The organism is Metabacillus rhizosphaerae (assembly GCF_037201795.1).
Taxonomy (GTDB): Bacteria; Bacillota; Bacilli; order Bacillales; family Bacillaceae; genus Metabacillus; species Metabacillus rhizosphaerae.
In genome coordinates this window covers 5,311,493-5,337,076 of sequence record NZ_CP147403.1, presented here as the reverse complement: position 1 = coordinate 5,337,076, position 25,584 = coordinate 5,311,493, and the positions used below count along the sequence as shown (strand labels likewise).

At 36.6% G+C, this 25,584-nt stretch carries 24 protein-coding genes; 21 read left to right on the top strand and 3 right to left on the bottom strand.

Features of this window, described 5'->3' with window-relative positions:
- Window positions 1-7 precede the first annotated feature (7 nt).
- The 3 genes from WCV66_RS25280 to WCV66_RS25270 are packed head-to-tail and all read right to left on the bottom strand — an operon-like array spanning window position 8 to window position 1,794.
- Window positions 8-1,144, bottom strand: a complete 1,137-nt coding sequence (locus tag WCV66_RS25280; protein WP_338787346.1) for a zinc-dependent alcohol dehydrogenase — start codon at window positions 1,142-1,144, stop codon at window positions 8-10.
- A gap of 18 nt (window positions 1,145-1,162) precedes the next feature.
- On the bottom strand, window positions 1,163-1,531 hold the full coding sequence (locus tag WCV66_RS25275) for a spore coat protein (protein WP_338787345.1): 369 nt from the start codon (window positions 1,529-1,531) through the stop codon (window positions 1,163-1,165).
- Window positions 1,532-1,548: 17 nt separating this feature from the next.
- Window positions 1,549-1,794 carry a spore gernimation protein GerQ gene (locus WCV66_RS25270; RefSeq protein WP_066323642.1) on the bottom strand — a complete coding sequence of 82 codons (246 nt, stop codon included), beginning with the start codon at window positions 1,792-1,794 and terminating at the stop codon, window positions 1,549-1,551.
- A 418-nt stretch (window positions 1,795-2,212) separates the two neighbouring features.
- Here WCV66_RS25270 and WCV66_RS25265 point away from each other — a divergent pair, with 418 nt between their 5' ends.
- The 21 genes from WCV66_RS25265 (at window position 2,213) to WCV66_RS25165 (ending at window position 25,570) form a co-directional block, all read left to right on the top strand.
- Window positions 2,213-3,763: a response regulator gene (locus WCV66_RS25265; RefSeq protein WP_338787344.1), complete on the top strand. Its 1,551-nt coding sequence runs from the start codon at window positions 2,213-2,215 to the stop codon at window positions 3,761-3,763.
- A complete protein-coding gene (locus WCV66_RS25260; protein ID WP_338787343.1) occupies window positions 3,760-5,448 on the top strand; it encodes a sensor histidine kinase in 1,689 nt (562 codons plus the stop codon). Before WCV66_RS25265 ends, WCV66_RS25260 begins: the two co-directional genes overlap by 4 nt.
- Window positions 5,449-5,469: 21 nt before the next feature.
- On the top strand, window positions 5,470-6,855 hold the full coding sequence (locus WCV66_RS25255; RefSeq protein WP_338787342.1) for a sugar ABC transporter substrate-binding protein: 1,386 nt from the start codon (window positions 5,470-5,472) through the stop codon (window positions 6,853-6,855).
- Between the two features lie 253 nt (window positions 6,856-7,108).
- Entirely contained in the window at window positions 7,109-8,122 is a 1,014-nt protein-coding gene (locus tag WCV66_RS25250) for a LacI family DNA-binding transcriptional regulator (RefSeq protein ID WP_338787341.1), read from the top strand.
- A gap of 289 nt (window positions 8,123-8,411) precedes the next feature.
- Window positions 8,412-9,578, top strand: a complete 1,167-nt coding sequence (locus WCV66_RS25245) for a substrate-binding domain-containing protein (RefSeq protein WP_338787340.1) — start codon at window positions 8,412-8,414, stop codon at window positions 9,576-9,578.
- Window positions 9,579-9,633: 55 nt separating this feature from the next.
- Window positions 9,634-11,133, top strand: a complete 1,500-nt coding sequence (locus tag WCV66_RS25240; RefSeq protein WP_338787339.1) for a sugar ABC transporter ATP-binding protein — start codon at window positions 9,634-9,636, stop codon at window positions 11,131-11,133.
- Window positions 11,114-12,094, top strand: coding sequence for an ABC transporter permease (locus WCV66_RS25235; protein WP_338787338.1), 981 nt, complete (start codon window positions 11,114-11,116; stop codon window positions 12,092-12,094). The genes WCV66_RS25240 and WCV66_RS25235 overlap by 20 nt, the downstream gene beginning before the upstream one ends.
- Before the next feature lie 50 nt (window positions 12,095-12,144).
- Window positions 12,145-13,323 (top strand): Gfo/Idh/MocA family oxidoreductase, encoded by a 1,179-nt coding sequence (locus WCV66_RS25230; protein ID WP_338787337.1) that lies wholly within the window; start codon window positions 12,145-12,147, stop codon window positions 13,321-13,323.
- On the top strand, window positions 13,320-14,288 hold the full coding sequence (locus WCV66_RS25225) for a sugar phosphate isomerase/epimerase (protein WP_338787336.1): 969 nt from the start codon (window positions 13,320-13,322) through the stop codon (window positions 14,286-14,288). Before WCV66_RS25230 ends, WCV66_RS25225 begins: the two co-directional genes overlap by 4 nt.
- Before the next feature lie 37 nt (window positions 14,289-14,325).
- Window positions 14,326-15,354: a zinc-binding dehydrogenase gene (locus WCV66_RS25220; protein WP_338787335.1), complete on the top strand. Its 1,029-nt coding sequence runs from the start codon at window positions 14,326-14,328 to the stop codon at window positions 15,352-15,354.
- Between the two features lie 81 nt (window positions 15,355-15,435).
- On the top strand, window positions 15,436-16,272 hold the full coding sequence (locus tag WCV66_RS25215; protein ID WP_338787334.1) for a sugar phosphate isomerase/epimerase family protein: 837 nt from the start codon (window positions 15,436-15,438) through the stop codon (window positions 16,270-16,272).
- Between the two features lie 100 nt (window positions 16,273-16,372).
- Window positions 16,373-17,554, top strand: a complete 1,182-nt coding sequence (locus WCV66_RS25210) for a substrate-binding domain-containing protein (protein WP_338787333.1) — start codon at window positions 16,373-16,375, stop codon at window positions 17,552-17,554.
- Between the two features lie 97 nt (window positions 17,555-17,651).
- Complete coding sequence (locus WCV66_RS25205; RefSeq protein WP_338787332.1) at window positions 17,652-18,476, top strand: sugar phosphate isomerase/epimerase family protein; 825 nt, start codon at window positions 17,652-17,654, stop codon at window positions 18,474-18,476.
- Window positions 18,476-19,567, top strand: coding sequence for a zinc-dependent alcohol dehydrogenase family protein (locus WCV66_RS25200; RefSeq protein ID WP_338787331.1), 1,092 nt, complete (start codon window positions 18,476-18,478; stop codon window positions 19,565-19,567). Before WCV66_RS25205 ends, WCV66_RS25200 begins: the two co-directional genes overlap by 1 nt.
- Before the next feature lie 136 nt (window positions 19,568-19,703).
- Window positions 19,704-20,483 (top strand): sugar phosphate isomerase/epimerase family protein, encoded by a 780-nt coding sequence (locus WCV66_RS25195; RefSeq protein WP_338787330.1) that lies wholly within the window; start codon window positions 19,704-19,706, stop codon window positions 20,481-20,483.
- A 66-nt stretch (window positions 20,484-20,549) separates the two neighbouring features.
- Window positions 20,550-20,840, top strand: a complete 291-nt coding sequence (locus WCV66_RS25190; RefSeq protein ID WP_066323692.1) for a putative quinol monooxygenase — start codon at window positions 20,550-20,552, stop codon at window positions 20,838-20,840.
- Between the two features lie 49 nt (window positions 20,841-20,889).
- A complete protein-coding gene (locus WCV66_RS25185) occupies window positions 20,890-21,711 on the top strand; it encodes a sugar phosphate isomerase/epimerase (protein ID WP_338787328.1) in 822 nt (273 codons plus the stop codon).
- Between the two features lie 28 nt (window positions 21,712-21,739).
- The gene (locus tag WCV66_RS25180) at window positions 21,740-22,918 is read left to right on the top strand and encodes a substrate-binding domain-containing protein (protein WP_338787327.1); all 1,179 of its coding nucleotides are present in this window, start codon (window positions 21,740-21,742) and stop codon (window positions 22,916-22,918) included.
- 29 nt (window positions 22,919-22,947) lie between these two features.
- Complete coding sequence (locus tag WCV66_RS25175) at window positions 22,948-24,132, top strand: Gfo/Idh/MocA family oxidoreductase (protein WP_338787326.1); 1,185 nt, start codon at window positions 22,948-22,950, stop codon at window positions 24,130-24,132.
- A 410-nt stretch (window positions 24,133-24,542) separates the two neighbouring features.
- Window positions 24,543-24,932, top strand: a complete 390-nt coding sequence (locus tag WCV66_RS25170) for a DUF302 domain-containing protein (RefSeq protein WP_338787325.1) — start codon at window positions 24,543-24,545, stop codon at window positions 24,930-24,932.
- Between the two features lie 260 nt (window positions 24,933-25,192).
- Window positions 25,193-25,570: a hypothetical protein gene (locus tag WCV66_RS25165; protein WP_185652977.1), complete on the top strand. Its 378-nt coding sequence runs from the start codon at window positions 25,193-25,195 to the stop codon at window positions 25,568-25,570.
- Window positions 25,571-25,584: the final 14 nt, after the last annotated feature.

The window sequence follows — 25,584 nt, the reverse complement described above, 5'->3', positions numbered from 1 at the left end:
TCCTTCCTTATGGTTTTAATACGACTTTAATACAATTGTCTGTTTTTGTGTCAAAAATTTCATAACCACGTTTAGCTTCACTTAGTGGCAGAACGTGACTGACAACATCACCTGGATCAATCTTGCCAGTGGAAACTAATTCAAACATGTATGGCATATAGTGGATCATCGGAGCTTGTCCAGAGCGTATATTTACATTACGCTGCATGATATCTCCTAGTGGGAATCCGTTATATCGACCACCGTACACGCCTGTAATTTGGATGGTCCCTCCTTTACGAACGGCTTGGGAAGCCATAACAATTGCACTCATGGCACCACCTTGAAGCTTTAACCCCGTTGCTAGGAACTCCATTTCGGTCATTTTTCCATCCATGCCAACTGCATCAATGACAACATCCGCTCCGCCTTTTGTGATTTCCTTAAGGTAACTTCCTACATTCTCATGGTCTTCAAAATTAACGATCTCAACTTTATTTGTACGTTTCGCATGTTCTAAACGGTATTTGACATAATCTACAGCAATTACTCGTTTTGCTCCTTTTAACCAACAAAACTTTTGAGCAAAAAGGCCAACTGGTCCACATCCTAGAACAATCACAGTATCTCCGTCTTTTACACCTGCATTATCAACACTCCAAAAGCCAGTGGACATTGCATCTGCAATAACACTTAATTTCTCATCAGGTTCTTCACAGGTTTCTGGTATTTTAAAATGAGTAAAATTGGCAAAAGGGACTCTTAAGTATTCAGCTTGACCACCTGGGTAACCACCTGTATTACCAGAATAACCGAAATAGGCCCCCATATCACCATTATCATTTGCATTATCACATTGACTCTCAAGGTTGTTTTTACAATATTGGCATTCACCACAGGCAATATTAAAGGGAATAATGACGCGGTCTCCTTTTTTCAATTTAGTTACTTCTGGACCAACCTCTTCAACGATCCCCATTGGTTCATGCCCTATCACATAGTCTTCTTGCATATTTGGAATCATTCCATGGATTAAATGTAAATCAGATCCACAAATCGCCGTACTTGTTACTTTAATAATCATATCATCGGGCTTTTGGATTTTTGGATCTTCAACTTCTTTCACTTCAACATTTTTGATGCCTTGATATGTTACGGCCTTCATACTGTATAACCTCCAATATTAATGTTCATCGGGTGTACGGTCAAACATACCTTTTCGATTGGTCTCAATAGGAAATAGATTCATGTTTCCAACCATAATTGTGTTTTTGGCAGAAAGCTGATCCAATTTATATTGCTCTTTTAAATCATGTGGATGAAACCATTTTTTCTCAACCATAAGTTCAGTAATTTCTTGATGCATGGCGATGCTCTGCATTAATTGCTTTCGCAACATGACTCTTAAGTCAGGTGAAGAGGTTTCGGTTAAAGCCACAGCCGTATTTCTTACCGCCTCTTTTGCACGAATAAGAAAATCCATTGCAAAAGTTGTATCTGCAAGCTCAGGAACATGTAACGAATTAATCGGGTCTAAATAGTCATTGTTCAATGCTTGTAACCTTCCTTTCAGTTGATAATTGGCGTTGGACGATTTTGTGGGACAGGAGCTTCAAAAGGCGCACGCTGATAAATTGCCTGTAACTCATTTAGTGCCTGGATGGATTGATCAACATCTTTTTGCATTAGGTTTCTAAGGTCTTGATCAAAAGCTAGTCCTTGCATTAACTTTGATTTTGCAACACAAAGTGTTTTAAAGTTAATAACTTCATGTAAGTCCAAAGATTCGTGTAGAGCTAATTTTTGAGAGTCCATTCAAAGTTATCCTCCTTTTTAATCTAGTACTTGGGTATTTTCCCCGACATAGGATAATTAACTCTAAAAACTATTTGTGATAATTTGTAAAAAAAGTTTGGAGGCTACTTAGATGGTTTGATGTAGGATTTTAAAACTAAAGGGTTTTTTCACATACTTTGTTGGCGAAATGAATTTGGTGGACATGCAGTAGAAAAATAGTAATTTGTATTAGTTAACCAAGGCTTTTTAAATAAGCCTTGGTTCTTCTCTAATAAGGAATAAACCCCGTGTTATTCTTATCTAAATCAATGAATTGTTTAAATACAAATTTCCCCATAAATTCATCAATTCTAGAACATATTTTTATTTTAATTGACCACTAAAACTTGTTCTGGTTAATATAAATGTAATTTCCCACTGAATGGAGGGTAAAAGATTGAGGTTATTATTAATTGAAGACGAGCCAGATTCCTTAATGGGAATGAAAAAGGCTATTGATTCTCTATATAATGTTGAAGTAGAATTGCACACCTCAAATAATGCGGAAGATGCAAGAGAGGTCATTTTTAAACACTATCCAGAATTAATTATTACTGATATTATGCTTCCAGGTATATCTGGTCTTGATTTAATTGAAGAGGTTGTAAATAAAGACTACCAACCAAAGGTTATTATTGTAAGCGGTTTTGATGATTTTGAATATGCGAGAAGAAGTATACGCTTTGGTGCGGTAGATTATTTATTGAAACCTTATAGCACAAAGGAGTTTACAGAAAAGGTAAACAGGACTCTTTCAATGATAAAAGAGGAAAAAGAACTACTTCAGTATACTGAGCAGCAGAAGACATTTGCAGAGATTGGAACACGTTCTATGAGGGATAACTATTTAGTCGAATTTTGTTTAAAAAGAACACCTCTTGAGGAACATCTCTATCATAGACTGTGTTTATGGAATATTGATTGGATAGTGAATAAATCCTTCTCACTCCTTATTTTTGATGTAAATGGCTATCCTGACGGGAAACCTTTTACAGAAGAAAATCAATTAAAGACTTTTGTGATAGGAAATATTATGCAAGATGTGATCCAAGATCATATGCACTCACTCCTTTTTAAAGACACTAAAAATCGATGGGTATTATTAACAACTATTGAAGATGCCGAGGAAATAGCTAGGTCCATTCACAAAAAGGTAAAGGAATATCAAAAAATCGAGTTAGCAATAGGCATTAGCACAAAAGTATCGTCATTTGAGGAGATGCATGCAGCTTACAACTCTACACTAAAAGAATTTCAAATAAGCTCTCTAACAAATCGCGAGGACTATGTAAAATCTAATCATCTGATGTCTACAGACCTTACAACCGCTAACCATTTAGCATCATTAGTTATAAATAAGGATGAAGAAAGCATTCGTCAGGTGGTAAAGGTTTTCTTTCAACAGGTTATATTACTTGATGGTCTTGAATCAAGAGACGATATCACGCGAAAAACATTAAACTACTTGTCACAAATCCTTGCAAGTATAAGTGAAAAAACCTCAAAGGAGCTTAAAGATATTCCAATGAGTGTATGGGAAAAGGTTGATGAATGTACCACATTAGAAGAATATGAAGAGGTCTTATCTGAGTATTTAACGAGTGTTGGTCATGAGGTTTCAACACATGCTACCAATTCAATCATTGAGAGAGCCATTCAAATAATTCATTCTAATTACATGGAGAATTTGAGTTTACAAATGATCGCAGACGAGCTATCCTTACATCCAGTCTGGCTAAGTCAGTTGTTTAAAAAAGAAACGGGACAAACATATATGGATTTTTTAACAGAGACGAGGATTAACAAAGCGAAATCACTCCTAAGAGAAACAAGTTTGAAAGTATATGAGATTGCGGAATCTGTAGGCTATCAAAATCTACAGCATTTCGGTACTATTTTTAAAAAAAGAACAAGTCAAACACCCAAAGAGTATAGGTACGGAAAATGAAATTTAGAAAGGTAAGAATAGAAGATAATTTATTTAACAAAATGTTTGTCTTTATAGCCTTATCCATTATTATTCCTTTAGCATTATTAGGTTATTTATCATATGATCGATCTAAGTCTCAGTTAGAAAAGGTTACCTCTCAGCTTCTTCATGACAATATAGAATTGAATAAAAAGCAGGTTAATCGTTTATTAAAAGATGCAGAAATTGAATCAGAAAAAATGGTGACATCTATACAGTTACAAAAGCTCTTGCAAAGTCATCCACCAACATCTTATATAGAAGAAAAAGCTTTTATCAATCGGATCAGTCAACTTATTGCCCAGTTAAAAGGGACGTACGGAGTATATGTCTTTCCAAAACAAATGAAGTATTATCCAAATTATTTGGACCTAATTAATGGAAATGATTTTAAGCCAAGTACGGAAATGATGTTAAAAGCCTTTGATTTGAAAGAGAAAGGGATTTGGTACCATTATTGGGATGAATCTTCAAATAAGCCAGTTTTTACTTATATAAGAGCGGTTCGTTCATCCTATTATTTTGAACCACTTGGTGTTATTGTTCTAAAAATTCCTGATTCACTTGTTCGAGAGGAATTATCCTTCCCCTCATCTTTTGAAAATTATAATACGATGATTGTTGATCAAGAAAATAACATTATTTCTGACGCAAACTCTTCTCTTTATCATGAAAAATTTGTACCAGAAGAGGATTGGAATATTGCTGAAACTCAATTAAATGAGCAGGGATGGAAATTAATCACTGCCCTGCCAAACAAAGAGGTTACAGGAAATATTGAACAAATAAAAAACTTTACTTTGTGGATTGTTGTGATCAGTATATTCATTGTTTCGATTTACCTTGTTTTTATTGTTCGTAATTTTACATTACCAATTAAGGCTCTCGTCTCACATATGGAAAAAGTTCGAATTGGAGTATTGAAGCATTTCCGTATGGAAAGGTCTAGAAAAGATGAGATTGGTCAGCTTGTTGGTGGGTTTAACCAAATGATTACAGGAATGTCTGAACTTATTGAACAAACAAAAAAGATGGAATCTGACAAGCGGAATTTTGAGCTTCAGACATTAAATCATCAAATTAATCCACATTTTTTCTATAATACATTAGATGCAATTAAGTGGAGAGCAGAAAAGGTAGACGAAAAAAATATTGCACTAATGGTAACGAAATTAGCTAACTTACTTCGATTCAGTTTAAATAATAATAATGAGTGGACAACGATTGAAAGAGAACTTGAGCATGCTAAGAATTATTTAGACATAGAAAAGCTAAGAAGTAATCGTTTATTTAAAGTGTTTGTTCAGGTAGATCCAACGATTTTAAAATTTAACGTCATCAAGCTAATCCTTCAACCAATCGTAGAAAATTGCATCAAGCATGGAATTAGTAACCTCCCAGAAGGAAAAGGGAAAATTCTGTTAACAGCTAAGCGTATTGAACAGGATATTATTTTTATTATTGAAGATAACGGGCCAGGACTGACGAGTAACAAATTGGATAAAGAAAAAAACTCAAGTCATGTACATCATGGCATTGGTTTAAAAAATGTTCATAAACGACTTCAGATTCATTTTGGAACTGATTATGGAATAAAAGTTGATGAAGATCATAATCAAGGCTTTAGAGTGATCATTCGTCATCCAGTTCGTGAGGAACAATAGTTAACGAAAGGGGGGAGATTATTGACTAAGTACTTTACTCTCTTGATGTTTATACTTGTGAGCTCTTTTATTTTAACCTCTTGCAATCAACCATTAAGAAAGCAAGAAGAGGGCTTGGAAGAAAATAAAGAGGTCGAGGTGAAAAAGCAAATATCTTTAAATGGTGTTTTTCTTAACACGACATGGGGAGAGGTAACCCAACAATTAGCGGAAGAATATGAGGAGGAAACAGGTGTATCTGTAAATATTGAGTTGGTCAGACGCGACATGATTTTTCAAAAAATGTCTCTTTCGATTGCTGGTAATGCTAGTTATGATCTTTTTAATGTTGATTATAATTGGGTACCTGAACTCGTGTCTACTAATAGTTTACTCCCTTTGGACACCTATATGGTAAAAGAACAAGTTGATACGGAAGTGTTTTTACCTAGAGCATTATCCCTAACACAATGGAACGGAAAAAATGGTGCTTATGGCGAAGGTGGTAATAATTATGGATTGCCACAGACGATCCACCCTCATATCCTTTGGTATCGTTCTGATTTATTCAAAAAAAATAAATTGAAATCAGAGTTTAAAAGTAAATACGGATATAACCTAACACCTCCCAAAACCATGGATCAATTTCGCGATATGGCTGAATTTTTTAATGGGAAAATTGTAAATGGAAAAAAAATATATGGCTGGGCTGGACAAGCTAGTGAAGGGTTTGGCAATGTGCACACATGGTTAACATTTGTCTATTCTAACGGTGGAGATGTCATTGATTGGAATAAGATGACATCATCATTATCAACTCTAGAAGTCATAGAGGCGACAAAAACGTGGATTGACTTACTGCAATTCTCTCCTCCAGGTATAAATGATTATACTTTTTCAGAAGTATCAGATGATGCTGCAAAAGGAAAAGTTGCAATGGCTATTCACTGGTCTTGGGCAGCTGATAAGGTAGATGATCAGGCCTATTCTAATACTGTTGGCCAATGGGATTTTGCCCAAACGCCAGCAATGAAAGCATCTGTACCACATCTAGCGGGATGGACAATTGTTATTCCCAGAACATCAAAACATCCTGACGAAGCATTTAAATTTATGGTTTGGTTAGAAAGCAAACAAAATGATATCAGACAAGCTCAGATGGGTGGGGGAGATCCAGTCCGACTCTCTTCCTATTTAGATCCAACTCTTAAGCAAGTGGAAGTTAAGGGAACTGATGTTAAGAAATTTCGCCGATACGAAGCAGTAAATGAAGCAATGAAGACAGCAAAAGCGCGTCCATTCTTCCCACAAGAGGAACAATGGGAAAGTATTGTAACTGGTTATTTACATGCTGCCCAACTAGGAGAGATGTCAGTTGAAGAAGCATTAACGAAGGCTGATGAGGCTGTAAATGATTTGTTGAGATAATTAAAATTTTTCCTGAACCCTTAGATTTCTGAGGGTTTTTTGCTGTTTAAAGCCTATAATTTCCAACTGAGAAAGCCAACAATCATCCCTGCATCTACACTAAAAATGCATGGTGAAAAATTAATTTAACCATGTTTTTTCGATTTTCAATAACCGGTAAGATATAACTAAGAAATAAACAAGCAATACATTTTATCAAAATAAAAATGATTGCGATTACACATTATTAAGTTAATAGAAAAGAGAGTCTTAGATGGTTAGAATCGTAGATGTTGCAAAGAAGGCAAATGTTTCTACTGCTACAGTCTCTAGAGTCATAAGTAAGCCTGATACTGTAAGAGAGGAAACAATTAACAAAGTATTAAGAGCCATTAAAGAATTAAACTATCATCCAAATGTTTTAGCTCGTCAGCTAAGGACGTCAGAAACTAAAACAGTGATTGTTGTGATTCCGGATATATCTAATCCTTTCTTTTCAAAGGTTCTACGAGGAATAGAAAATCTTGCATCTGCTAACGGATACCAAGTTTTACTTGGTGATGCTGGGAATGATAGTGAACAGGAAAGTCGGTATTTAGATATGCTCCGTCAGAAAAAAGCAGACGGAATGATCTTATTAACAGCAAAAATGAAACCAGAGATTGTCGAAGAGATGGCTAATGAATTTCCAGTAGTGCTTGCCTGTGAATATATTGAAGGATCTTCTATTCCAACCATTTCAATTGACAATGTTAGTAGTGCTAGAAAGGCAACAGAATATTTAATTCAGTTAGGACACCGAAGAATAGGAACTATTTCTGGACCACTTGATAGTGTATTAGGACAGGATCGATTAAAGGGTTTTTACCAGGCGATGGCAAGGTATAGCATATCAGTAGATCCAGTACTAGTACAAGAAGGTCACTTTAATTATGAAAGCGGATTTAATTTAATGAAGAAGTTCTTAGCGCTCAATAGAATGCCAACAGGAGTATTTGCAGCGAATGATGAAATGGCTTTGGGTGCCATTAGAGCCATAAGAACAATGAACCTTAGAGTGCCTGAAGACATCTCGGTTATTGGATTCGATAATATTCATTTTTCCTCTATTTTCGAGCCTGCTTTGACCACAATTTCACAACCAGCTTTTGAAATAGGGTCTAAAGCGATGGAACTATTAATCATGCTAATGGATAAAAAGAAAATCGAGAAAAATCAATATATTTTAGATGACAGTCTTGTCATAAGAGAATCGTGCTCAAAGATCAATAAATCATTACACGTTTAATGTAATCGGTTACAAATGTCGATTCACTCATAACTTTTAAACCTAGTAAACAGGGATAAAAAGTTTATTTTTATAAAGAAAATGTAATGGATTACAAAATAAAGAAAGAAATTAGATTTCATTCATTTTCTCTATAAGTTAAGAAGCGCTAATTTTTAGCTTCGAATTGCGGTTGATTTGTAAACGATTACAAATTTCTGCCAATTGAACTTTAAAGGAGGTGGTTGTAAAAAACGCTAGTTGTACCTTACAAAAGATTAAAGTACATGAAAAATTTGGGGGTTATGAAATGAAAAAGAATTTATTACTTTCCGTGTTATTGCTACTAGTTTTTAGCGTAATAATCGGATGTGGAAATAAGGAAGAAGCACAGACAACAGAAGGAAGCACAGAAAAAAATGAAAATTACCTCTCTGAATCAGGGCCACTAACAATAAATCCTGAGATTCCAGATATAGAAGTTCTAGATAAAGGACCAAATGGTGAACAAGCAGTTTCTGCAAAGTCTTTACAGTTAACTGAGGAAGAGCTTCAAAAAATTAAGGACGGTAATTATAAAGCAGCAATTGTTATGCACTATTCAGGCACAGATTATATGAATGCAGCTGTTGGAGCAATGCAAGACACATTTGAAAAAATGGGAATTGAAGTTGTAGCTGTAACAGATGCACAATTTAAGGCTGAGAAACAAGTAAACGATATTGAAACAGTATTAGCGAAAGATCCAGATATCATGATTTCTGTTCCTGTTGATGCAGTATCAACTGCACCAGCTTATAAAAAAGCAGTACAACAAGGCGTTAAACTAGTATTCATGGATGGAGCGGCAGAAGGTCTTGAAGCAGGTAAGGATTACATCAGTATTGTTTCAGGTGACAACTATGGAAACGGTGCTCTAGCAGCGGACATTATGGCAGAAAAAATTGGTGGTAAAGGGAAAGTTGGTATCGTTTATCACGATGTTAACTTCTTTGTAACCAAAAACCGCTCAGATGCATTTGAAGCAACAATCAAAGAGAAATATCCTGACATTGAAATCGTAGCACAAGGTGGAATAACGGACCCGAATAAAGGAGAAGAAGTTGCTTCAGCGATGCTGACAAGAAACCCAGAAATCGATGGTATTTTCGCTCCTTGGGATGTACCGGCAGAAGGTGTTATGGCAGCTGCTCGTACAGCAGGAAGAGATGACTTAGTTGTGACAACAGTTGATTTAGGGACAAATGTAGCGATTTCAATAGCATCTGATGGAATCGTTCAAGGGTTAGGTGCTCAATTACCTTATGACCAAGGTGTAGCACAAGCCATTCTTTCAGGATATGGTCTATTAGGTAAAGAAGCTCCTATTTATGTTGCTTCTCCTGCTATCGAAGTAACAAAAGAAAATGTACTTGATGCTTGGAAATTAATTTATGGAGTTGAAGCTCCTTCTACTGTGAAAGATGCATGGAAATAATATAGAGGCTATCAGGTTCTTATAGCCTCTATAACCAAAGGAAGGTGAACAAACAATGGATCAACCTATTCTAGAAATGAAGAATATAAATAAAGCGTTTAATGGTATTACGGTCCTAAACAAGGTCAACTTTTCAGTGAAAAAAGGAGAAGTACATGCCTTGATGGGTGGGAATGGTGCCGGAAAATCAACATTAATGAAAATCCTTACTGGCGTTTATACAGCAGATAGTGGAGACATTTTAATTGAAGGAAAACCTGTAAGCATTAAAAGCTTTGATGACGCAAAGGCAAATAAGATCTCAATGATCTTCCAAGAGTTTAGCTTAGTACCAACTCTTACAGTTGCCCAAAATATCTTTTTAACGAGAGAGGATAAGACATCACTTGGGCTTTTAAATGATAAAGAATGTGAAAAGAAAACAGAGGTTCTATTAAAGGAACTTGGGGTTGATATTAGACCATCAGATGTTGTTCAGAATCTAGGAGTTGGCTATTGGCAAATGACTGAGATTGCAAAAGCACTATCTCAGGAAGCGAAAATATTGATTATGGATGAGCCGACCTCTTCGTTAACTCAAACGGAAACGGAAGTATTATTCAAATTTATCAATCAATTAAAAGCAAAGGGTTATGCAATTATTTATATTTCTCACAGAATGGATGAGATTTTCGAAATTTGTGATCGCATCACGATCTTGCGTGATGGTCAATATATTACAACCGAGGATTGTAGTGAAACTGATCTTGATACAGTTATTCAGCATATTGTAGGACAAGAATTTGACCAAGCCTTTGAATATCAGGAGAGGGAATACTCGAAAGAAGCACCGCCGATTTTTGAGGTGAAAAATGTAAGCGCTGGAGATAAGGTTCAAAATATTAATCTTAAAATACAACCTGGAGAAATAGTAGGAATTGCTGGATTGATGGGTAGTGGTCGAACGGAATTAGTCCGTTGTTTATTTGGAATTGACTCAATAGACAGTGGTGAAATTTACGTTGATGGTCAAAAACGTTCAATTAATTCGGCTAAGAATGCAATAGATGCAGGGATTGCATTAATTCCCGAGGATCGACGTGTGCAGGGATTGGTTCTAGAACATAGTGTGAAAGACAATATGATTCTGCCAATCTTATCTAAAGTGAACAAAGGATTGTTTATTGATAACAAAAAAGCAAATGAAATAAGTAATCAACTTGTCAAAAAATTAAATGTTAAAACTGATGATATCTTTAAAAAATCAGGCTTATTGTCAGGTGGAAATCAGCAAAAAATTGTTCTTGCAAAATGGTTAGCAAATAACCCAACCGTTTTATTGCTTGATGAACCAACAATTGGTGTAGACATTGGAGCAAAAACAGAAATTATCGACATTATTAGAGAATTAGCTATTAGCGGCAAGGCAATACTTGTCATTTCATCAGAAATCCCTGAACTTCTTGCTATGAGTGATCGTGTCCTTGTGATGCATCAAGGCAAGATAAAAAAGGAACTACAACGAACTGAGATTAAATCAGAGGAGGATCTACAATATGCAATCCAAGGTTTCTAAAGTAGAAAAAGCAGCATTACCTATGTTTAAGAAATTTGAATGGCGTAACTATATCGTCTATTTTGCCTTCGTAGGAGTGTTAATCTACTTTTCTATCAATTTATATGATGAAGGGTTTTTATCTTCAAGCAATCTTTTAAACATTGTGAGACAAACAGCAACCATTTCTTTAATGGCACTTGCAATGACATTTGTTATTAGTACAGGTGAAATTGATCTTTCCGTTGGATCGATTGCTGCTTTATCTTCATTAGTTGGGGCATTAGCGCTACAGGCAGGTTATGGCATCATAGGCGGATTAATCGGTGGTGTTGGTACAGGTATTGTGGTTGGCCTAATTAACGGTTTACTCGTTACAAAAGTAGCAATTCCCTCCTTCCTAGTAACACTAGGGACAATGGGAGCGATAAAAGGTCTTGCGATGTGGGTAACAGATACAGCTCCAGTTCCAATTGTTAACTCAAATTTTAACTTTATCTTTGGTTCTGGTGATATTGGGCCAATTCCGGTTTTACTTTTATGGACTGTTGTCTTTACAATCATTGCTCATGTTTTACTACGTAAGACGTCATTTGGAAGACAAGTATTAGCAACTGGTGGTAATGAAAGCGCTGCACGTTTCTCAGGTGTAAAAACAATGAAGATTAAGTTGCTCGTTTTCTTAGGAACAGGTGCAATGGCTGGTTTAGCGGGTTTACTTTATGCAGGACGTATGAACGCAGGAAGATTTTCGTTCGGTGAAGGAGATGAGCTTTCTGTTATTGCTGCTGTCATTTTAGGTGGAACAAGTCTTTTTGGTGGAGTCGGGACAATTATTGGAACACTTGTAGGATCCTTAATGATTGGGACAATTAATAATGGACTTATCATTATGGGGCTGGATGTTAGTCAGCAAATGATTATAAAAGGAATTATCATCATTTTAGCTGTAGCTTTCGGTAAAAAAGCAATTAAGAGATAACTAGAGAAAAGAAATCATCAAGAAGAAATGACAGAACAGGAGGATGAAACATGGAAAAAATAAAGGTCGGGATTATTGGTACAGGTTTTATTGGGCCAACTCATATCGAAGCAATTAGAAGACTTGGATTTGTAGAAGTGGTTGCTTTAGCAGAAACAAGTAGGGAGCAAGCGGAAACAAAAGCTGCTGAACTTGGTATTTCACTTGCTTATGGAGATTACCGCGAAATGCTTAAAAATGAAGAGATCCAGGTTGTGCATAATTGTACGCCAAATCATGTTCACTTTGCGATAAATAAGGACATCATTTTAGCTGGTAAACATGTGATATCTGAAAAGCCGTTAGCAATGAACAGCGAAGAGTCAGCAGAATTGTTGGCTCTAGCTAAAACAAAAGATGTTGTTCATGGTGTGAATTTTAATTATAGACAGCATGCAAGTGTCCAAAATTTACATGCGATGATTTCAAACGGAGATCTAGGAAAAGTCAACTTGGTACATGGAAGCTATCTTCAAGATTGGTTGTTATATGAAACCGATTTTAACTGGAGATTAGCCCCAGAGGTAGGGGGGAAATCCCGTGCTATTGCAGATATCGGCTCACATTGGTGTGACACGGTTCAATATGTAACAGGGAAAAAAATCGTAGAAGTTTTTGCTGATCTTGCCACGGTTATCCCTGTAAGAAAGAAAGCAATATCTGGCAGTAATACGTTCAGCGCAGTCAATTATGAGGGGCAGGAGTATGAGGATGTTGCCATCAATACAGAGGATTATGCATCAGTACTGGTTCGTTTTGAGGACGGCTCAAGAGGTGTTTTCACCGTTTCACAAGTAAGTGCAGGAAGAAAAAATAGACTGAGTTTTGAAATAGATGCTAGTAAGAGTTCAGTATTTTGGAATCAAGAGGAGCCGGAAAAATTGTGGATTGGTCACCGAGACAAACCAAACGAAATTTTGTTAGCAGATCCTAGCTTATTCTCGGCAGAAGCAAAAACTGCGATCCATCATCCTGGTGGTCACAATGAAGGCTGGCCTGATGCATTAAAAAATATGATGCTAAACTTCTATACGTTTGTTAGAGAAGAAAAAAGTCTTAAAACAGATAAGCCTAACTTTGCCACGTTTGAAGATGGTCACTTATCAATGTGTATTACTGATGCTATCTTAGAAAGTCACCAACAGCAGAAATGGGTGAAAGTCAAGCAAGAAAAGGAGGTCTACTCATGAAGCTAGGTGTTTTTACACCACTTTATCAAAACCTCCCGTTTGAAACGATGCTAGATAAAGTGAAGGAAATGGGATTAGAAACAGTTGAGCTTGGAACAGGAAATTATCCTGGTAACCATCACTGTGATCCAGATGAATTACTTCAATCACCTGAAAAAGCAAAGGCGTTTATGAGAGCAATTGAAAGCAGAGGATTATCCATTAGTGGACTTAGTTTCCATGGGAATCCTTTGCACCCTAATAAGAAGTTAGCCAATGATTCTCATGAGGTGTGGAGAAAAACAGTTCTTCTAGCTGAAAAATTAGAAATACCTGTTGTAAATGGATTTTCCGGATGTCCTGGAGATCATAAAGAAGCAAAAAATCCAAACTGGGTAACATGCTCGTGGCCGCCAGAATTTACAGAGGTTTTAAACTGGCAGTGGAATGAAGTGATAATTCCTTACTGGAAGGAAGAAGCGAAGTTTGCCAGATCACGTGGTATTCAAGTTGCGTTTGAAATGCATCCTGGATTTGTCGTTTATAACCCTGAAACATTGTTAAAGTTACGAGAACATGCAGGGGATAACATTGGAGCAAATTTTGACCCAAGTCATTTAGTTTGGCAAGGAATCGATCCAATTGCAGCGATTAAAAAGCTTGGACGTGAAAATGCGATCTTCCATTTCCATGCAAAGGACACCTATTTGGATAAAGAAAACATAAAAGTAAACGGTGTTTTAGATACGAAGCACTACAGTGAGATTTTAGATCGATCATGGACCTTTCGATCAGTTGGATATGGACATGAAGAGAAATTATGGAAAGACATGATTAGCACATTGCGAGCAGTTGGTTATGATTATGTGATCTCAATTGAACATGAAGATATGCTGGCTTCGACTGATGAAGGACTAAAAAAAGCAATCTCTCTATTAAAAGGAGCCATGTTTAAAGAAGAACTAACTGAAATGTGGTGGGCTTAATAAAAGCAAACAATTCAACAATGGAGGCGAAACAACAATGTCAATGAAGGCAGTTTTTTTCCCAGGAGATAAAAAAGTAGAAATTCGTGAAGTAGACATTCCAACTCCAGGTCAAGGAGAGGTATTAGTTCAATTAAAAGCATCAGCAATTTGCCGAAGTGATATGAGTTTATATCATGGTACGTCGGTTTTTGAAGGAACGAAAACAGGCTGTACAGTGCCGGGGCATGAGCCTGCCGGAGTCATTACCGAAGTAGGAGCTGGTGTTGGAAAATTTAAAACAGGAGACCGTGTTGCGGTTTATTTAGCAGTAGGCTGTGGCGAGTGTGCTCATTGTAAAAGCGGCTACAAAATGTTCTGTAAAGAATTCAAATGCATCGGATTCGATTCTCATGGTGGAGATGCAGACTACATGGTTGTACCAGCTGAAAACTGCATGAGACTTCCAGATAGCATGGGCTTTGTAACAGCAGCTGTTTCAACAGATGCAGTCGGAACTCTTTACCACGCGCAAAAGAGAATGAATATTTCTGGTAGAGATATTCTTGTGATTTTTGGTATGGGACCTATGGGCGGAGCAGGTGTCATGATTGCAAAAGGCCTAGGTGCAACGGTTATTGCTGTTGACATGCTTGATGAGCGCTTGGAGCTAGCGAAAGAAGTAGGTGCCGACTATACAATCAATGGAAAAAATGTGAATGTGAAAGAAGAAATTAATCGCATTACAAAAGGTTTAGGAGCGGATGCTGCAATTGATTGTTCAGGAAGTCCATATGCTGAGAATGATGCATTGGATTGTGTAAGAGCACATGGACGTGTAGCGTTTATCGGGGAAAGCAAGGAAACAACAATCAAGCCAAGTCAGCAATTAATCCGTAAACAAATCACTGTCATGGGATCATGGTACTTCCCAATTCAAGAGTTTGATGAAATTGCTGAATTCATTGTACGAAAGAATTTACCAGTTGAAAAATTAGTAACACATACATTCAAGCTAGAAGAAGCGGAAGAAGCCTTCCGTATGTTTGACGATCGAGAAACAGAAAAAGCTGTGTTTGTTTGGTAATAAGAAAGATTTATATTTTGCTACTTACCTATTCGGTAATAGCTCGTGATTAAAAATGAATGAGAAACGGAGTTGTTGATGATGAAAATTTCATTTAATACGTGGGTTTATGGCTCTTTTCCGTCTTGGCTTCCAACTTATCCATTGGAAGAAGTAATTAGTCGCTTATCAGCGATGGGATATGATGGAATTGAAATTGGTTGTGCAAGTCCTCATGCGTATCCAGATTTTTTATCGAATGAAAGACGTAAAGAAATTCTTAATCATTTAAAAAGAAACAATCTTAATGTTGCTGCTATGCTTCCTGCTCCAGGGGGCGGACCTGGCTTAAATCCATGCTCTCCATTAAAAGAAGAACGAGAATTTACAATTAAACAATATAAAGATGTCGTTCGACTTGCCCACGATTGGGAATGCCCAACTGTGATGTGGCTTGCGGGCTGGTTTGGCTTTGGAACTACTCAGAAGGACGCATGGAAATATAGTTTAGAAGGTTTACAAGATGTTGCAAAATACGCAAAAGATCTTGGAATTACAATGGTTGTCGAGCCTCAAGCTGCTGACAGTAATTTAATCGAATCCGCTGATGATGCTTTAATTCTTGCAGAAGAGGCTGGTGAATCCAACGTAAAAGTAATGTTTGACACGTTCCATGCCTTATATAGAAACGAGGTACCAAGTGATTATGTATATAGAATGAAGGAAAAGCTGCATCACGTTCATATTTCAGATGATGATCGTTTGCCTCCTGGTCAAGGAAGTGTTAATTTTGATTCCTTACTAAAAGCGTTAAAAGAAATTGATTATCAGGGCTATCTATCAATGGAAGTTGGATTTCATACAAGAAAAGCAGATCCAGATTGGTATGCAAAAACTTCAATTGACTATTTGAAACAAAAACTAGCAGAAATTAAATAAAGAAAATAAAACAGATCATATATACCTTGAACATCTTTTTGGATTCTAGAAAAGATGTTCAAGTATAAGATTTTATTTCATAAAAAATAGGGGGGTTTTCATGAAAAAGATTTTTTTCAAAATGATGATTATTCTATTAATTAGTGGTCTAGCAATTGCTGGATGTAGTCAAAGTAGTTCTTCTCAATCTGGAAATGAAAGTGAAAAGAGCGATAAAAATGAGGTGAAACTTCCTGATTCAGGTCCACTTACGATTAACCCGGAAATTTCAAGTGAACAAGAAATATTAAGTAAAGGTCCTTATGGAGAAACAGCTATTTCTGCAAAGGATTTTCAACTAACAGAAGAAGAAATTGAAAAGATTAAAGAAGGTAAATACAAAGCTGCAATTGCCATGCATTATGCTGGTAATGATTATTCAACTGCACAAATTAACGGTTTAAAATCAGCATTTGAAAGAATGGGAATTGAAGTGGTTGCTGTTACAGATGGGCAATTTAAGTCTGAAAAACAAGTAGCTGATATCGAAACAATCATGGCAAAATCTCCAGATATTATCGTCAGTCTACCAGTTGATCCTGTTTCAACTGCTCCGGCTTTTAAAAAAGCTGCAGATGCTGGTATTAAACTGGTATTTATGGATAGCGTACCTATGGGATTAGAACCAGGCAAGGATTATGTAAGCGTTGTCGCTTCTGATAACTATGGAAATGGTACAGCCGCAGGAGATATTTTAGGTGAACAGCTTGGTGGAAAAGGGAAAGTTGGTATCATTTACCACGATGTTGACTTCTTTGTAAATAACCAACGTCGAGAAGCAGTTGAAACGACGCTTAAAGAAAAGTATCCAGAAATTGAAATTGTCACAAGCAGCGGAATAACAACACCGAACGATGCTGAAAAAGTAGCTTCAGCCATGTTAACGAGATACAACGATTTAGACGGTATTTTTGCCATTTGGGATGTACCTGCTGAAGGTGTTTTAGCAGCTGCACGAACGGCTGGAAAGGAAGATTTAATTATCACAACAGTAGATTTAGGTACAAACGTTGCCTTAGAGATTGCTTCTGGTGGAAATGTAAAAGGTCTTGGATCACAGCTGCCATTTGATCAGGGAGTTGCAGAGGCGATCTTAGCCGGGCATTCTTTACTTGGAAAAGAAGTTCCTCCATTTGTCGCTGTACCAGGTTTAGCTGTAACACAGGAAAATGTTTTAGAGGCATGGAAAATGGCATACCGTCAGGAAGCTCCGGAAGTAATTCAAAAGGCTGCAAAACAATAATTTAACAATTAAATTGTTTTATAACTTTTTAAAAAAAGCGATTATAAAAAAGATGTTCACAAGAGTATATCCTAAATGGGCAAAAGGAGCGATGAGAATGATTAAATACGGTTATAACACACTTGTATATGCTGGTGAGAATATTGAAACTAGTATTGCGAGATTATCAAAATTCGGTTATGACGGCGTTGAATTTGTTGGGGAACCAGGACAAATGGATACTGGTTTAATCAAGGAACTGCTTAATAAATATAACATCTCTGCCTCTACAATATGTGCGATTTATAATGCTGAAAGAGACATCGTCTCCAGTGATAAGCAAACTAGAAGGAATGCGATTGAGTATATTAAAAGCTGCGTTGATTTTGCAAGTACCATTGGGGCACAAGGAATTTCATTAACTCCAACAGCCTGTATGAAAATTTATCAGGAGGCCGATAGAGAAACTGAGCTTAATTGGGCTGTTGAAGGAATTAAAGAAGCAGGCTCATATGCTGGAGAACATGGAGTCAGATTAACTGTTGAACCATGGAATCGGTATGAGAATTACCTTATTAATCGAATGGAACAATCTCTTGAACTTGTCAATCGTGTTGATTTACCTAGTGTTGGGTGTATGGGTGATACATACCACATGAATATTGAAGAGGTAGACATTGCTGATGCGATTCGGCTGGCTGGGGATAAATTATATCATCTCCATATTGCTGACAGTAATCGTGCGGCACCTGGAAGAGGGCATATTGATTTTAAACCAATCGCGAAAGCATTAAAGGATATAAACTACAGTGGTTATTTAACAATGGAATTATTACCTGCTTTTGCTGACCCATTTAATGGGACAAGATGTGAAGAATTCTATGATCGATACACAGAGGAGTCAATCGTTTTCCTGAAAAAATTATTTAAGGAGGAAGTATGATGACACAGAACACAAAGGCTGCTGTACTTAAAAAACCACAAGGCAGTCTTGATAAAAAAGAAATGAAGGCTGCTGTTACTTATGGAACTCAAGATTTAAAAATCGAGTCCGCACCTGTCCCGGAAATAAAGGATAATGAGGTTCTGATTAAAGTGAAAGCTTGCGGGATTTGCGGAACCGATCCACATATATATAACGGACATTTTCCAGCTCCTAAGCCTCTCATCCAAGGCCATGAATTTGCTGGTGAAATTGTAAAAATAGGATCATCAGTGACTAGTGTATCGGAAGGTGACCGTGTAACAGCAGATATCAATATTAGTTGTGGCAATTGCTATTATTGCCGGACAGGTCAGAAGCTCTTTTGCGAGAAGATCACACAGCTAGGTGTCCATATCAATGGTGCATTTGCAGAGTACGTAAAAGCGCCTGAAAATAATGTGTATAAATTACCCGAAGCTCTGTCCTGGGAGGAAGGCGCATATATCGAACCACTGGCATGTGTTATCAGAGGCCAGGAGCGGGCGAATGTCGGAATGGGGGATACAGTAGCTATTATCGGCGCTGGACCGATGGGGCTGGCCCATGCAATTATGGCAAAACTAAATGGTGCAAGCAAGGTCATTCTATCTGAAATGAATAAAACACGTCTTCAAAAGGCTAAGGAGCTGGGAGTAGATTTTGTTATTGACGCATCAGAAACAGATCCTGTCCAGGAAGTATTTAATTTTACTGAAGGAAGAGGCGCTGATGTTGTATTTGAAGTCGTTGGGGCGATTCCAACTTACCAGCAAGCATTACAGATGGTTAGAAAAGGTGGAACTTTGGTTGCTTACGGTGCTGCTCCAGCTGATAAAGTGATGGAAATTAAACCATTTGACATCTTTAGCAAGGAACTAACAATCGTAGGTTCTTATGCAGGTACTTACGGAACATGGACGAAAGCAATCCAACTTATTTCATCAAAAAGATTTAATCCTAAAGATATATTCAGTAAAACGATCACATTAGATCAGTTAGAAGAGGGAATCAAAGAGGCAGATCAAAACAAAGATACGATAAAAATTTTAGTGAACGTCAATCAGGACTAAATTTAAAGGGGTTTATTTCCTTTAAATCTTATTCTAGCAGGTAAGGTGTAATAATTCTCTTGGTTAGGAGTGATTTCTTCTGTATAAATATAGTGCTACCCAGTGGATATATGGAAATGAAGACTTAGAAATCAGTTTGAAAAGATTGAAAAAATTTGGTTACCAGGGAGTTGAATTAGCTGGTGAACCAGATTCAATTGATATCGAGCAAACAAAAAAACTTTTACATGAGTATAACTTGGAATGCAGTTCGATTTGTGGCATTTTTACTCCGGAAAGAGATCTATCCTCATCGAACGAAGCTATTCGGAAAAATGCTGTTGAATATGTAAAAAAATCGGTCGATTTAGCGAAAGCCTTAAATGCCCAAACATTGATTGTTGTCCCAACCTGTGTTGGTAAGCTTTCTTCAGAAACGACTCTTGAGGAAGAATGGAATAATGCTATTTTAAGTGTTAAAGAGGCAGGACAATATGCAGATGAACAAGGAATCACAATTGCTATTGAAGCATTAAATCGTTATGAAACATATTTAGTGAACAACCTTTCATTAGCTCTAAGATTTGTTGAGGAAGTTAATGTAGAATGTGTTGGAATAATGGCTGATTTGTTTCACATGAGCATAGAGGAACGCGACATGAAGGCATCTTTAACGAAAATTTCTGATTATCTAGCACATGTCCATATAGCTGATAACACACGTGAAGCTGCTGGTCTTGGGCATACAGATTTTAAACCCGTTATTTCATTCCTAAAAGACAGAAATTATCAAGGATATATAACGATGGAATTTTTACCAGCTGTTTCAAATCCATACTTAGCATCTGAACTCACCGGAGAAAGCAATATTTTTGACGACTTTACTAGACAATCAATCCAGCACATGAAAAAAATTGTTGGAAATTTTGATAAATGAAAACTTTTATTTTTCAAGTTAACAGTAAATTTAATTGATTTTAGCCTGACAAAGGGAGGTTTTCCAATGATAATTATTCACGCTTATTTCAAGGTTGATCCAGAACAACGTAATGAGTTCCTTGAAATAGCTGGACAAGTAACGAAACATTCTAAAGCTGAAGAAGGAAATATTACTTATCAGTACTATGAAAATCCAGAGCAGCCAAATACATTTGTTTTTGTAGAGAAATGGAAGGATCAAACTGCTATTCAGATACATGAAGAAACGTCCCATTTTAAAGGATTTGTAAGCAAGGTTGACAAGTTTTTATGTGAACCGTTGCAGGCAGAGTTGTTCGAGGCGTCGATTCTGTAGTAATTCAATGATGATTCAATAAAAATAATAAGAAAGTTGAGGAGAAATGATGAAATTAGGCTACCAAACGAATACCTGGGGAGGCGTTGTTGGTCACCCTGCTGGTGTTACTTCAGTAAAAGATTCCTATTATCTTGCAAATGGTTCAACAGAAGAAGCATTAGAAGATATTAAAGCTGCTGGTTATGAAGGCTTTGAACTGTTTGATGGAAATCTGATGCAATATAAAGGGAAAGAAGAAGAGTTTAAAAGACTGATTGAAAAACATTCGTTAGACTTTATCGGAGTTTATACTGGTGGGAACTTTATCTTTTCGGACATTTTAGAAGATGAATTAGTGAAAATTGAAGAAGTTGCTGCTCTAGCATCTACTCTAGGAGCAGAACACCTAGTTGTTGGTGGAGGAGCCGTTAGAGCTAAAGGTATTTTAGAGAGCGATTACAAAGATTTAGGTGAAGCATTAAATAAGGTCAGTCATATTGCTGAAAAATATGGTCTTATTGCAAGCTACCATCCACACTTAGGTACTTGTGTTCAGTCACCTGAACAATTAGATAAATTAATGCCATTAACTGTCATTAACTTATGTCCTGACACTGCACACATTGAAGCAGGTGGGGGGAATCCGCTAGGCGTCATTAAAAAATATATTGATCGTATTCAATATGTTCATTTTAAGGATTTTCAAAATAGAGAGTTTTTACCATTAGGTGAAGGAAACCAGGAATTTGATGAAATGGTAAGAGTGTTAGAAGAAGCTCAATATGATGGTTGGCTAACAGTTGAGCTTGATAGTTACTATGATCCAAAAGCTGGAGCAGAAATTAGCCGTAATTACCTGACAAAATATGAATCTATTAAATCAATATAAGGGTTGTCCAAAACAAGGGGGCTCAAATATGAAAAAGTTATTTTCTATTTTAACAATGGTTTTGTTAGCAATAATGCTAGGTCTTGCAGGATGCAGCCAAGGAAGTTCTACTACCTCTGAAACAAGTGATCAAGATCAAGGTTCAGCAGAAGAAGTCGCAACAGAAGAATCTGGTCCTATCGCTATTAACCAGGAAATTCCTGATCAAGAAATCTTAAGTAAAGGGCCTGAAGGAGAGTCGGCTGTGTCGGCTAAAACACTAGAGCTAACAGAAGAGGAAGTTCAAAAGATTAAAGAAGGTAACTATAAGGCAGCCATTGTTATGCACTATGCTGGAAATGACTGGGCTACAGCACAAATTGAAGGGTTAAAAGCAACATTTTCCAGAATGGGAATTGAGGTAGTAGCAGTAACAGACGCGCAATTCAAAGCAGAAAAACAAGTATCAGATATTGAAACAGTATTAGCTAAAGATCCAGATATCATCGTTGGGATCCCTGTTGACCCTGTGTCTACAGCATCGGCATTTAAGAAAGCGGCTGATGCGGGAGTAAAAGTCGTATTTATGGATAATAAGCCAAATAATTTAGAAGCTGGTAAGGATTATGTAAGCGTTGTATCCGCTGATAACTATGGTAATGGGGTAAAAGCAGCCGAAATAATGGCAGAAGAATTAGGTGGCAAAGGTAACATTGGGGTTATTTATCATGATGCAGATTACTTTGTAACAAAGCAACGAGTTGAAGCATTTGAGAAAACAATAACAGAAAAATATCCAGATATTAAAATTGTAGAACGTGGAGGAATTGTAGCACCAAACGACGGAGAAAAAGTGGCGTCAGGAATGCTCACAAAGAATCGAAATTTAGAAGGCATGTTTGTCGTTTGGGATGTTCCTGCTGAAGGGGCATTAGCTGCAGCACGTACAGCTGGGAGAAATGACCTTGTAATCACAACAATTGACTTAGGAACAACAGTTGCCATTGATATTGCATCAGATGGAATGATTAAAGGCTTAGGCGCACAGCTTCCATATGATCAAGGAATCTCAGAAGCGATCTTAGCTGGATATGGTTTGCTTGGAAAAGAAGCACCTGCATATGTAGCAGTGCCCGCATTAAAAGTAACACCGGATAATGTATTAGATTCTTGGAAACTTGTTTATTCAAAAGAAGCTCCAGATACGATTCAAGAAGCTGCAAAATAATAAAGACAAAATAATTGGAGGGAATAAATATGAAAAAATTAAACGTAGGAATGATTGGCGGAGGATTTATGGGAAAGGCACATGCTCTTGCTTACGCGGGAATGCCAATGTTTTTTTGGCCGGCACCTGCTGTCCCACATCGTCACACGCTTGTTGACGTGACAGATGAAATTGCAAAAGAAGCAGCAGCAAAATTAGGTTTTGATAACTACTCATCTAACTGGAGAGAGGTAGTAGAAAATCCAGAGATCGATATTATTGATATAGTTACACCAAATAATTCACATGCTGAAATTGCCATTGCTGCAGCAAAAGCTGGTAAACATGTAATCTGTGAAAAACCTTTAGCTAGAGATGCTGCCGAAACAAAAACAATGTTAGATGCAGTAGAAGCAGCAGGTGTAAAGCATATGGTCGCTTTTAACTACAGAAGAACACCAGCAGTTGCACTTGCGAAAAAATATATTGAAGAAGGTAGAATCGGAAACATTTTAAACTTCCGTGGAACATATCTTCAAGATTGGTCTGCAGATCCTAACTCACCATTATCGTGGCGCTTCCAAAAGGAAATTGCCGGATCAGGTGCACTAGGTGACATTGGTACACATGTTATTGATTTTGCTCGCTACTTAGTTGGGGAAATCACAGATGTCAATGCCGTATCAAAAACGTGGATCCCAGAAAGACCAGTTCAATCAGGCGGCGCAGACAAATTAGGAACTGTAAAAAGTGCAGGAGATGTTCCTAAAGGTAAAGTAGACGTAGATGATGAAATCACTACATTAGTCAAATTTGAAAATGGTGCAGTTGGAAGCATTGAAGCAACTCGTAATGCATGGGGACGCAATAACTTCCTAACATTTGAAATTCACGGTGATAAGGGCTCAATCTATTTTAACTATGAGCGTCGTGATGAGCTTCAAGTATGCTTCTCAGACGATCCAGGAGATGCAAAAGGGTTCAGAACAGTTTACACTGGACCAGCTCATCCATACGGTGAGGGTTTATGGCCAATTCCTGCTTTAGGGATTGGATATGGTGAAACAAAGATTATTGAAGCGTATGACTTTATTAAATCCATTGTGGATGATACAACAGTTTCTCCTAACTTTGACGATGGATATCGAATTGCTGTTATCAGTGATGCGATTCTTGAATCAGCGGAAAAAGGTCAGTGGGTAAATCTTGATAAAACGCCTGTGAAAACAAACTAAGTATTTTTATTAAAACCGTCAGAAATGATTTTTTTCTGTCGGTTTTTCTACTTCAATGGAAATCTTAAAACTGCTACATTCAATTTCTTTAGCAAGCGCTCTATCTCTAGTTAGATATGTTCGTTTAATAGCATATCATCGATGAACATCTTTAAACTTATATGGTGTAACTGTAATAGAGTGCATGTTTTGTTTTTAATTTCTCAGCCTTAGCTATTACCCAATTCATAGAGGGAACGTAAGAAAGGGAGATTTGTTTTATTTACAAGACTCTGTGGGGTGAATATGTACTTTTTTTATTTGTTGCAAATTTAGAGTTTTATAGCAGTTATAACAATAACTTGTTACTTCTGGGTACATTTGGGTAAATTAATTTAAATGAAAATGTTCAAAAGAAGGGAATGTAGCAAATGTTTGATTATACTGTAGCAACAAATAATAGTATAAATGGAGCAATATCTAGTCTGGAATTAAGTCTAAAGGAAGAAAAGTTTGGGGTATTATGGATGTTTGATATTAAAGAAAAGCTTCAAGAGAAAGGATTGGAGTTTGAATTAGACTATTTAGTTTTAGAAGTATGTAACCCGTATGAAGCCGAGAGAGTATTGAAAGAAAATTTATTAGTTGGTTATTTTCTGCCATGTAAAATTGTTGTTTATAGTGACAATGGAAAAACGAAAATTGGAATGCCAAGACCTACTGCTTTAATAAATTTAGTAAACAATGAGGAAGTAAAAAAGCTTGCTAATGATATTGAGCTAAGATTAATTAATTGTATTAATAAAAGCATTCTAAGTTAAAAAAATTAAAAAAATCAATCATTCCAATCTTTCATTGTATTTTTACTTAGGGGTTTTATGTTTGTACATATAAGAATGTAACAGAGTGATTTATGAAAATTTATATTGTGCACGAAGTATTAAAGATTTGTGGTTTGTTTTTTCTTATAAAGTTGCTTATAAAAAAGAAATTAAGAGGGTGTTGACAATATACCCTACACGGTATATTATGAATCATGTAAGTTGTTCCTTTTGCTACAAATTAGGGAGGAGCCTTTCACATGGTAATATTCTATTTATTTGTGCTAATAAGTATCAACCATTTCTTATTTATAAGGTATTATCCCATTTATGGATTACATGTTATTGATAAGAAAGAGATTGAGATAAATAATCATTTTGCTATTGATATAAGGGATTATAACGAAGCCTATAAGGATCCGGTATATCCAGGAATCAATATTCCAATTGCATACCTTAAAAGATACTACAGTGAAATTCCCAATAATGACCTAGTAGTCGTTGCCTCAAATTGTATGGAAAGAAATGTTGGGGTTCGAATCCTTCGTAAAAAGGGCTTTAAGGTTATTGGATATACAATTCCTTCCCAAAAGAAAATAGTAAATGAAAAACAAATAAGTACAGAAAGTTATTGTTAAAGGAGGAATTGAAG

Coding starts and splice junctions, on each gene's coding strand:
- WCV66_RS25180 (WP_338787327.1), top strand. CDS start 21,740: ATGAAAAAGTTATTTTCTATTTTAACAATGGTTTTGTTAGCAATAATG.
- WCV66_RS25235 (WP_338787338.1), top strand. CDS start 11,114: ATGCAATCCAAGGTTTCTAAAGTAGAAAAAGCAGCATTACCTATGTTT.
- WCV66_RS25245 (WP_338787340.1), top strand. CDS start 8,412: ATGAAAAAGAATTTATTACTTTCCGTGTTATTGCTACTAGTTTTTAGC.
- WCV66_RS25170 (WP_338787325.1), top strand. CDS start 24,543: ATGTTTGATTATACTGTAGCAACAAATAATAGTATAAATGGAGCAATA.
- WCV66_RS25220 (WP_338787335.1), top strand. CDS start 14,326: ATGTCAATGAAGGCAGTTTTTTTCCCAGGAGATAAAAAAGTAGAAATT.
- WCV66_RS25200 (WP_338787331.1), top strand. CDS start 18,476: ATGACACAGAACACAAAGGCTGCTGTACTTAAAAAACCACAAGGCAGT.
- WCV66_RS25165 (WP_185652977.1), top strand. CDS start 25,193: ATGGTAATATTCTATTTATTTGTGCTAATAAGTATCAACCATTTCTTA.
- WCV66_RS25185 (WP_338787328.1), top strand. CDS start 20,890: ATGAAATTAGGCTACCAAACGAATACCTGGGGAGGCGTTGTTGGTCAC.
- WCV66_RS25280 (WP_338787346.1), bottom strand. CDS start 1,144: ATGAAGGCCGTAACATATCAAGGCATCAAAAATGTTGAAGTGAAAGAA.
- WCV66_RS25240 (WP_338787339.1), top strand. CDS start 9,634: ATGGATCAACCTATTCTAGAAATGAAGAATATAAATAAAGCGTTTAAT.
- WCV66_RS25215 (WP_338787334.1), top strand. CDS start 15,436: ATGAAAATTTCATTTAATACGTGGGTTTATGGCTCTTTTCCGTCTTGG.
- WCV66_RS25270 (WP_066323642.1), bottom strand. CDS start 1,794: ATGGACTCTCAAAAATTAGCTCTACACGAATCTTTGGACTTACATGAA.
- WCV66_RS25190 (WP_066323692.1), top strand. CDS start 20,550: ATGATAATTATTCACGCTTATTTCAAGGTTGATCCAGAACAACGTAAT.
- WCV66_RS25175 (WP_338787326.1), top strand. CDS start 22,948: ATGAAAAAATTAAACGTAGGAATGATTGGCGGAGGATTTATGGGAAAG.
- WCV66_RS25210 (WP_338787333.1), top strand. CDS start 16,373: ATGAAAAAGATTTTTTTCAAAATGATGATTATTCTATTAATTAGTGGT.
- WCV66_RS25205 (WP_338787332.1), top strand. CDS start 17,652: ATGATTAAATACGGTTATAACACACTTGTATATGCTGGTGAGAATATT.
- WCV66_RS25225 (WP_338787336.1), top strand. CDS start 13,320: ATGAAGCTAGGTGTTTTTACACCACTTTATCAAAACCTCCCGTTTGAA.
- WCV66_RS25260 (WP_338787343.1), top strand. CDS start 3,760: ATGAAATTTAGAAAGGTAAGAATAGAAGATAATTTATTTAACAAAATG.
- WCV66_RS25230 (WP_338787337.1), top strand. CDS start 12,145: ATGGAAAAAATAAAGGTCGGGATTATTGGTACAGGTTTTATTGGGCCA.
- WCV66_RS25250 (WP_338787341.1), top strand. CDS start 7,109: ATGGTTAGAATCGTAGATGTTGCAAAGAAGGCAAATGTTTCTACTGCT.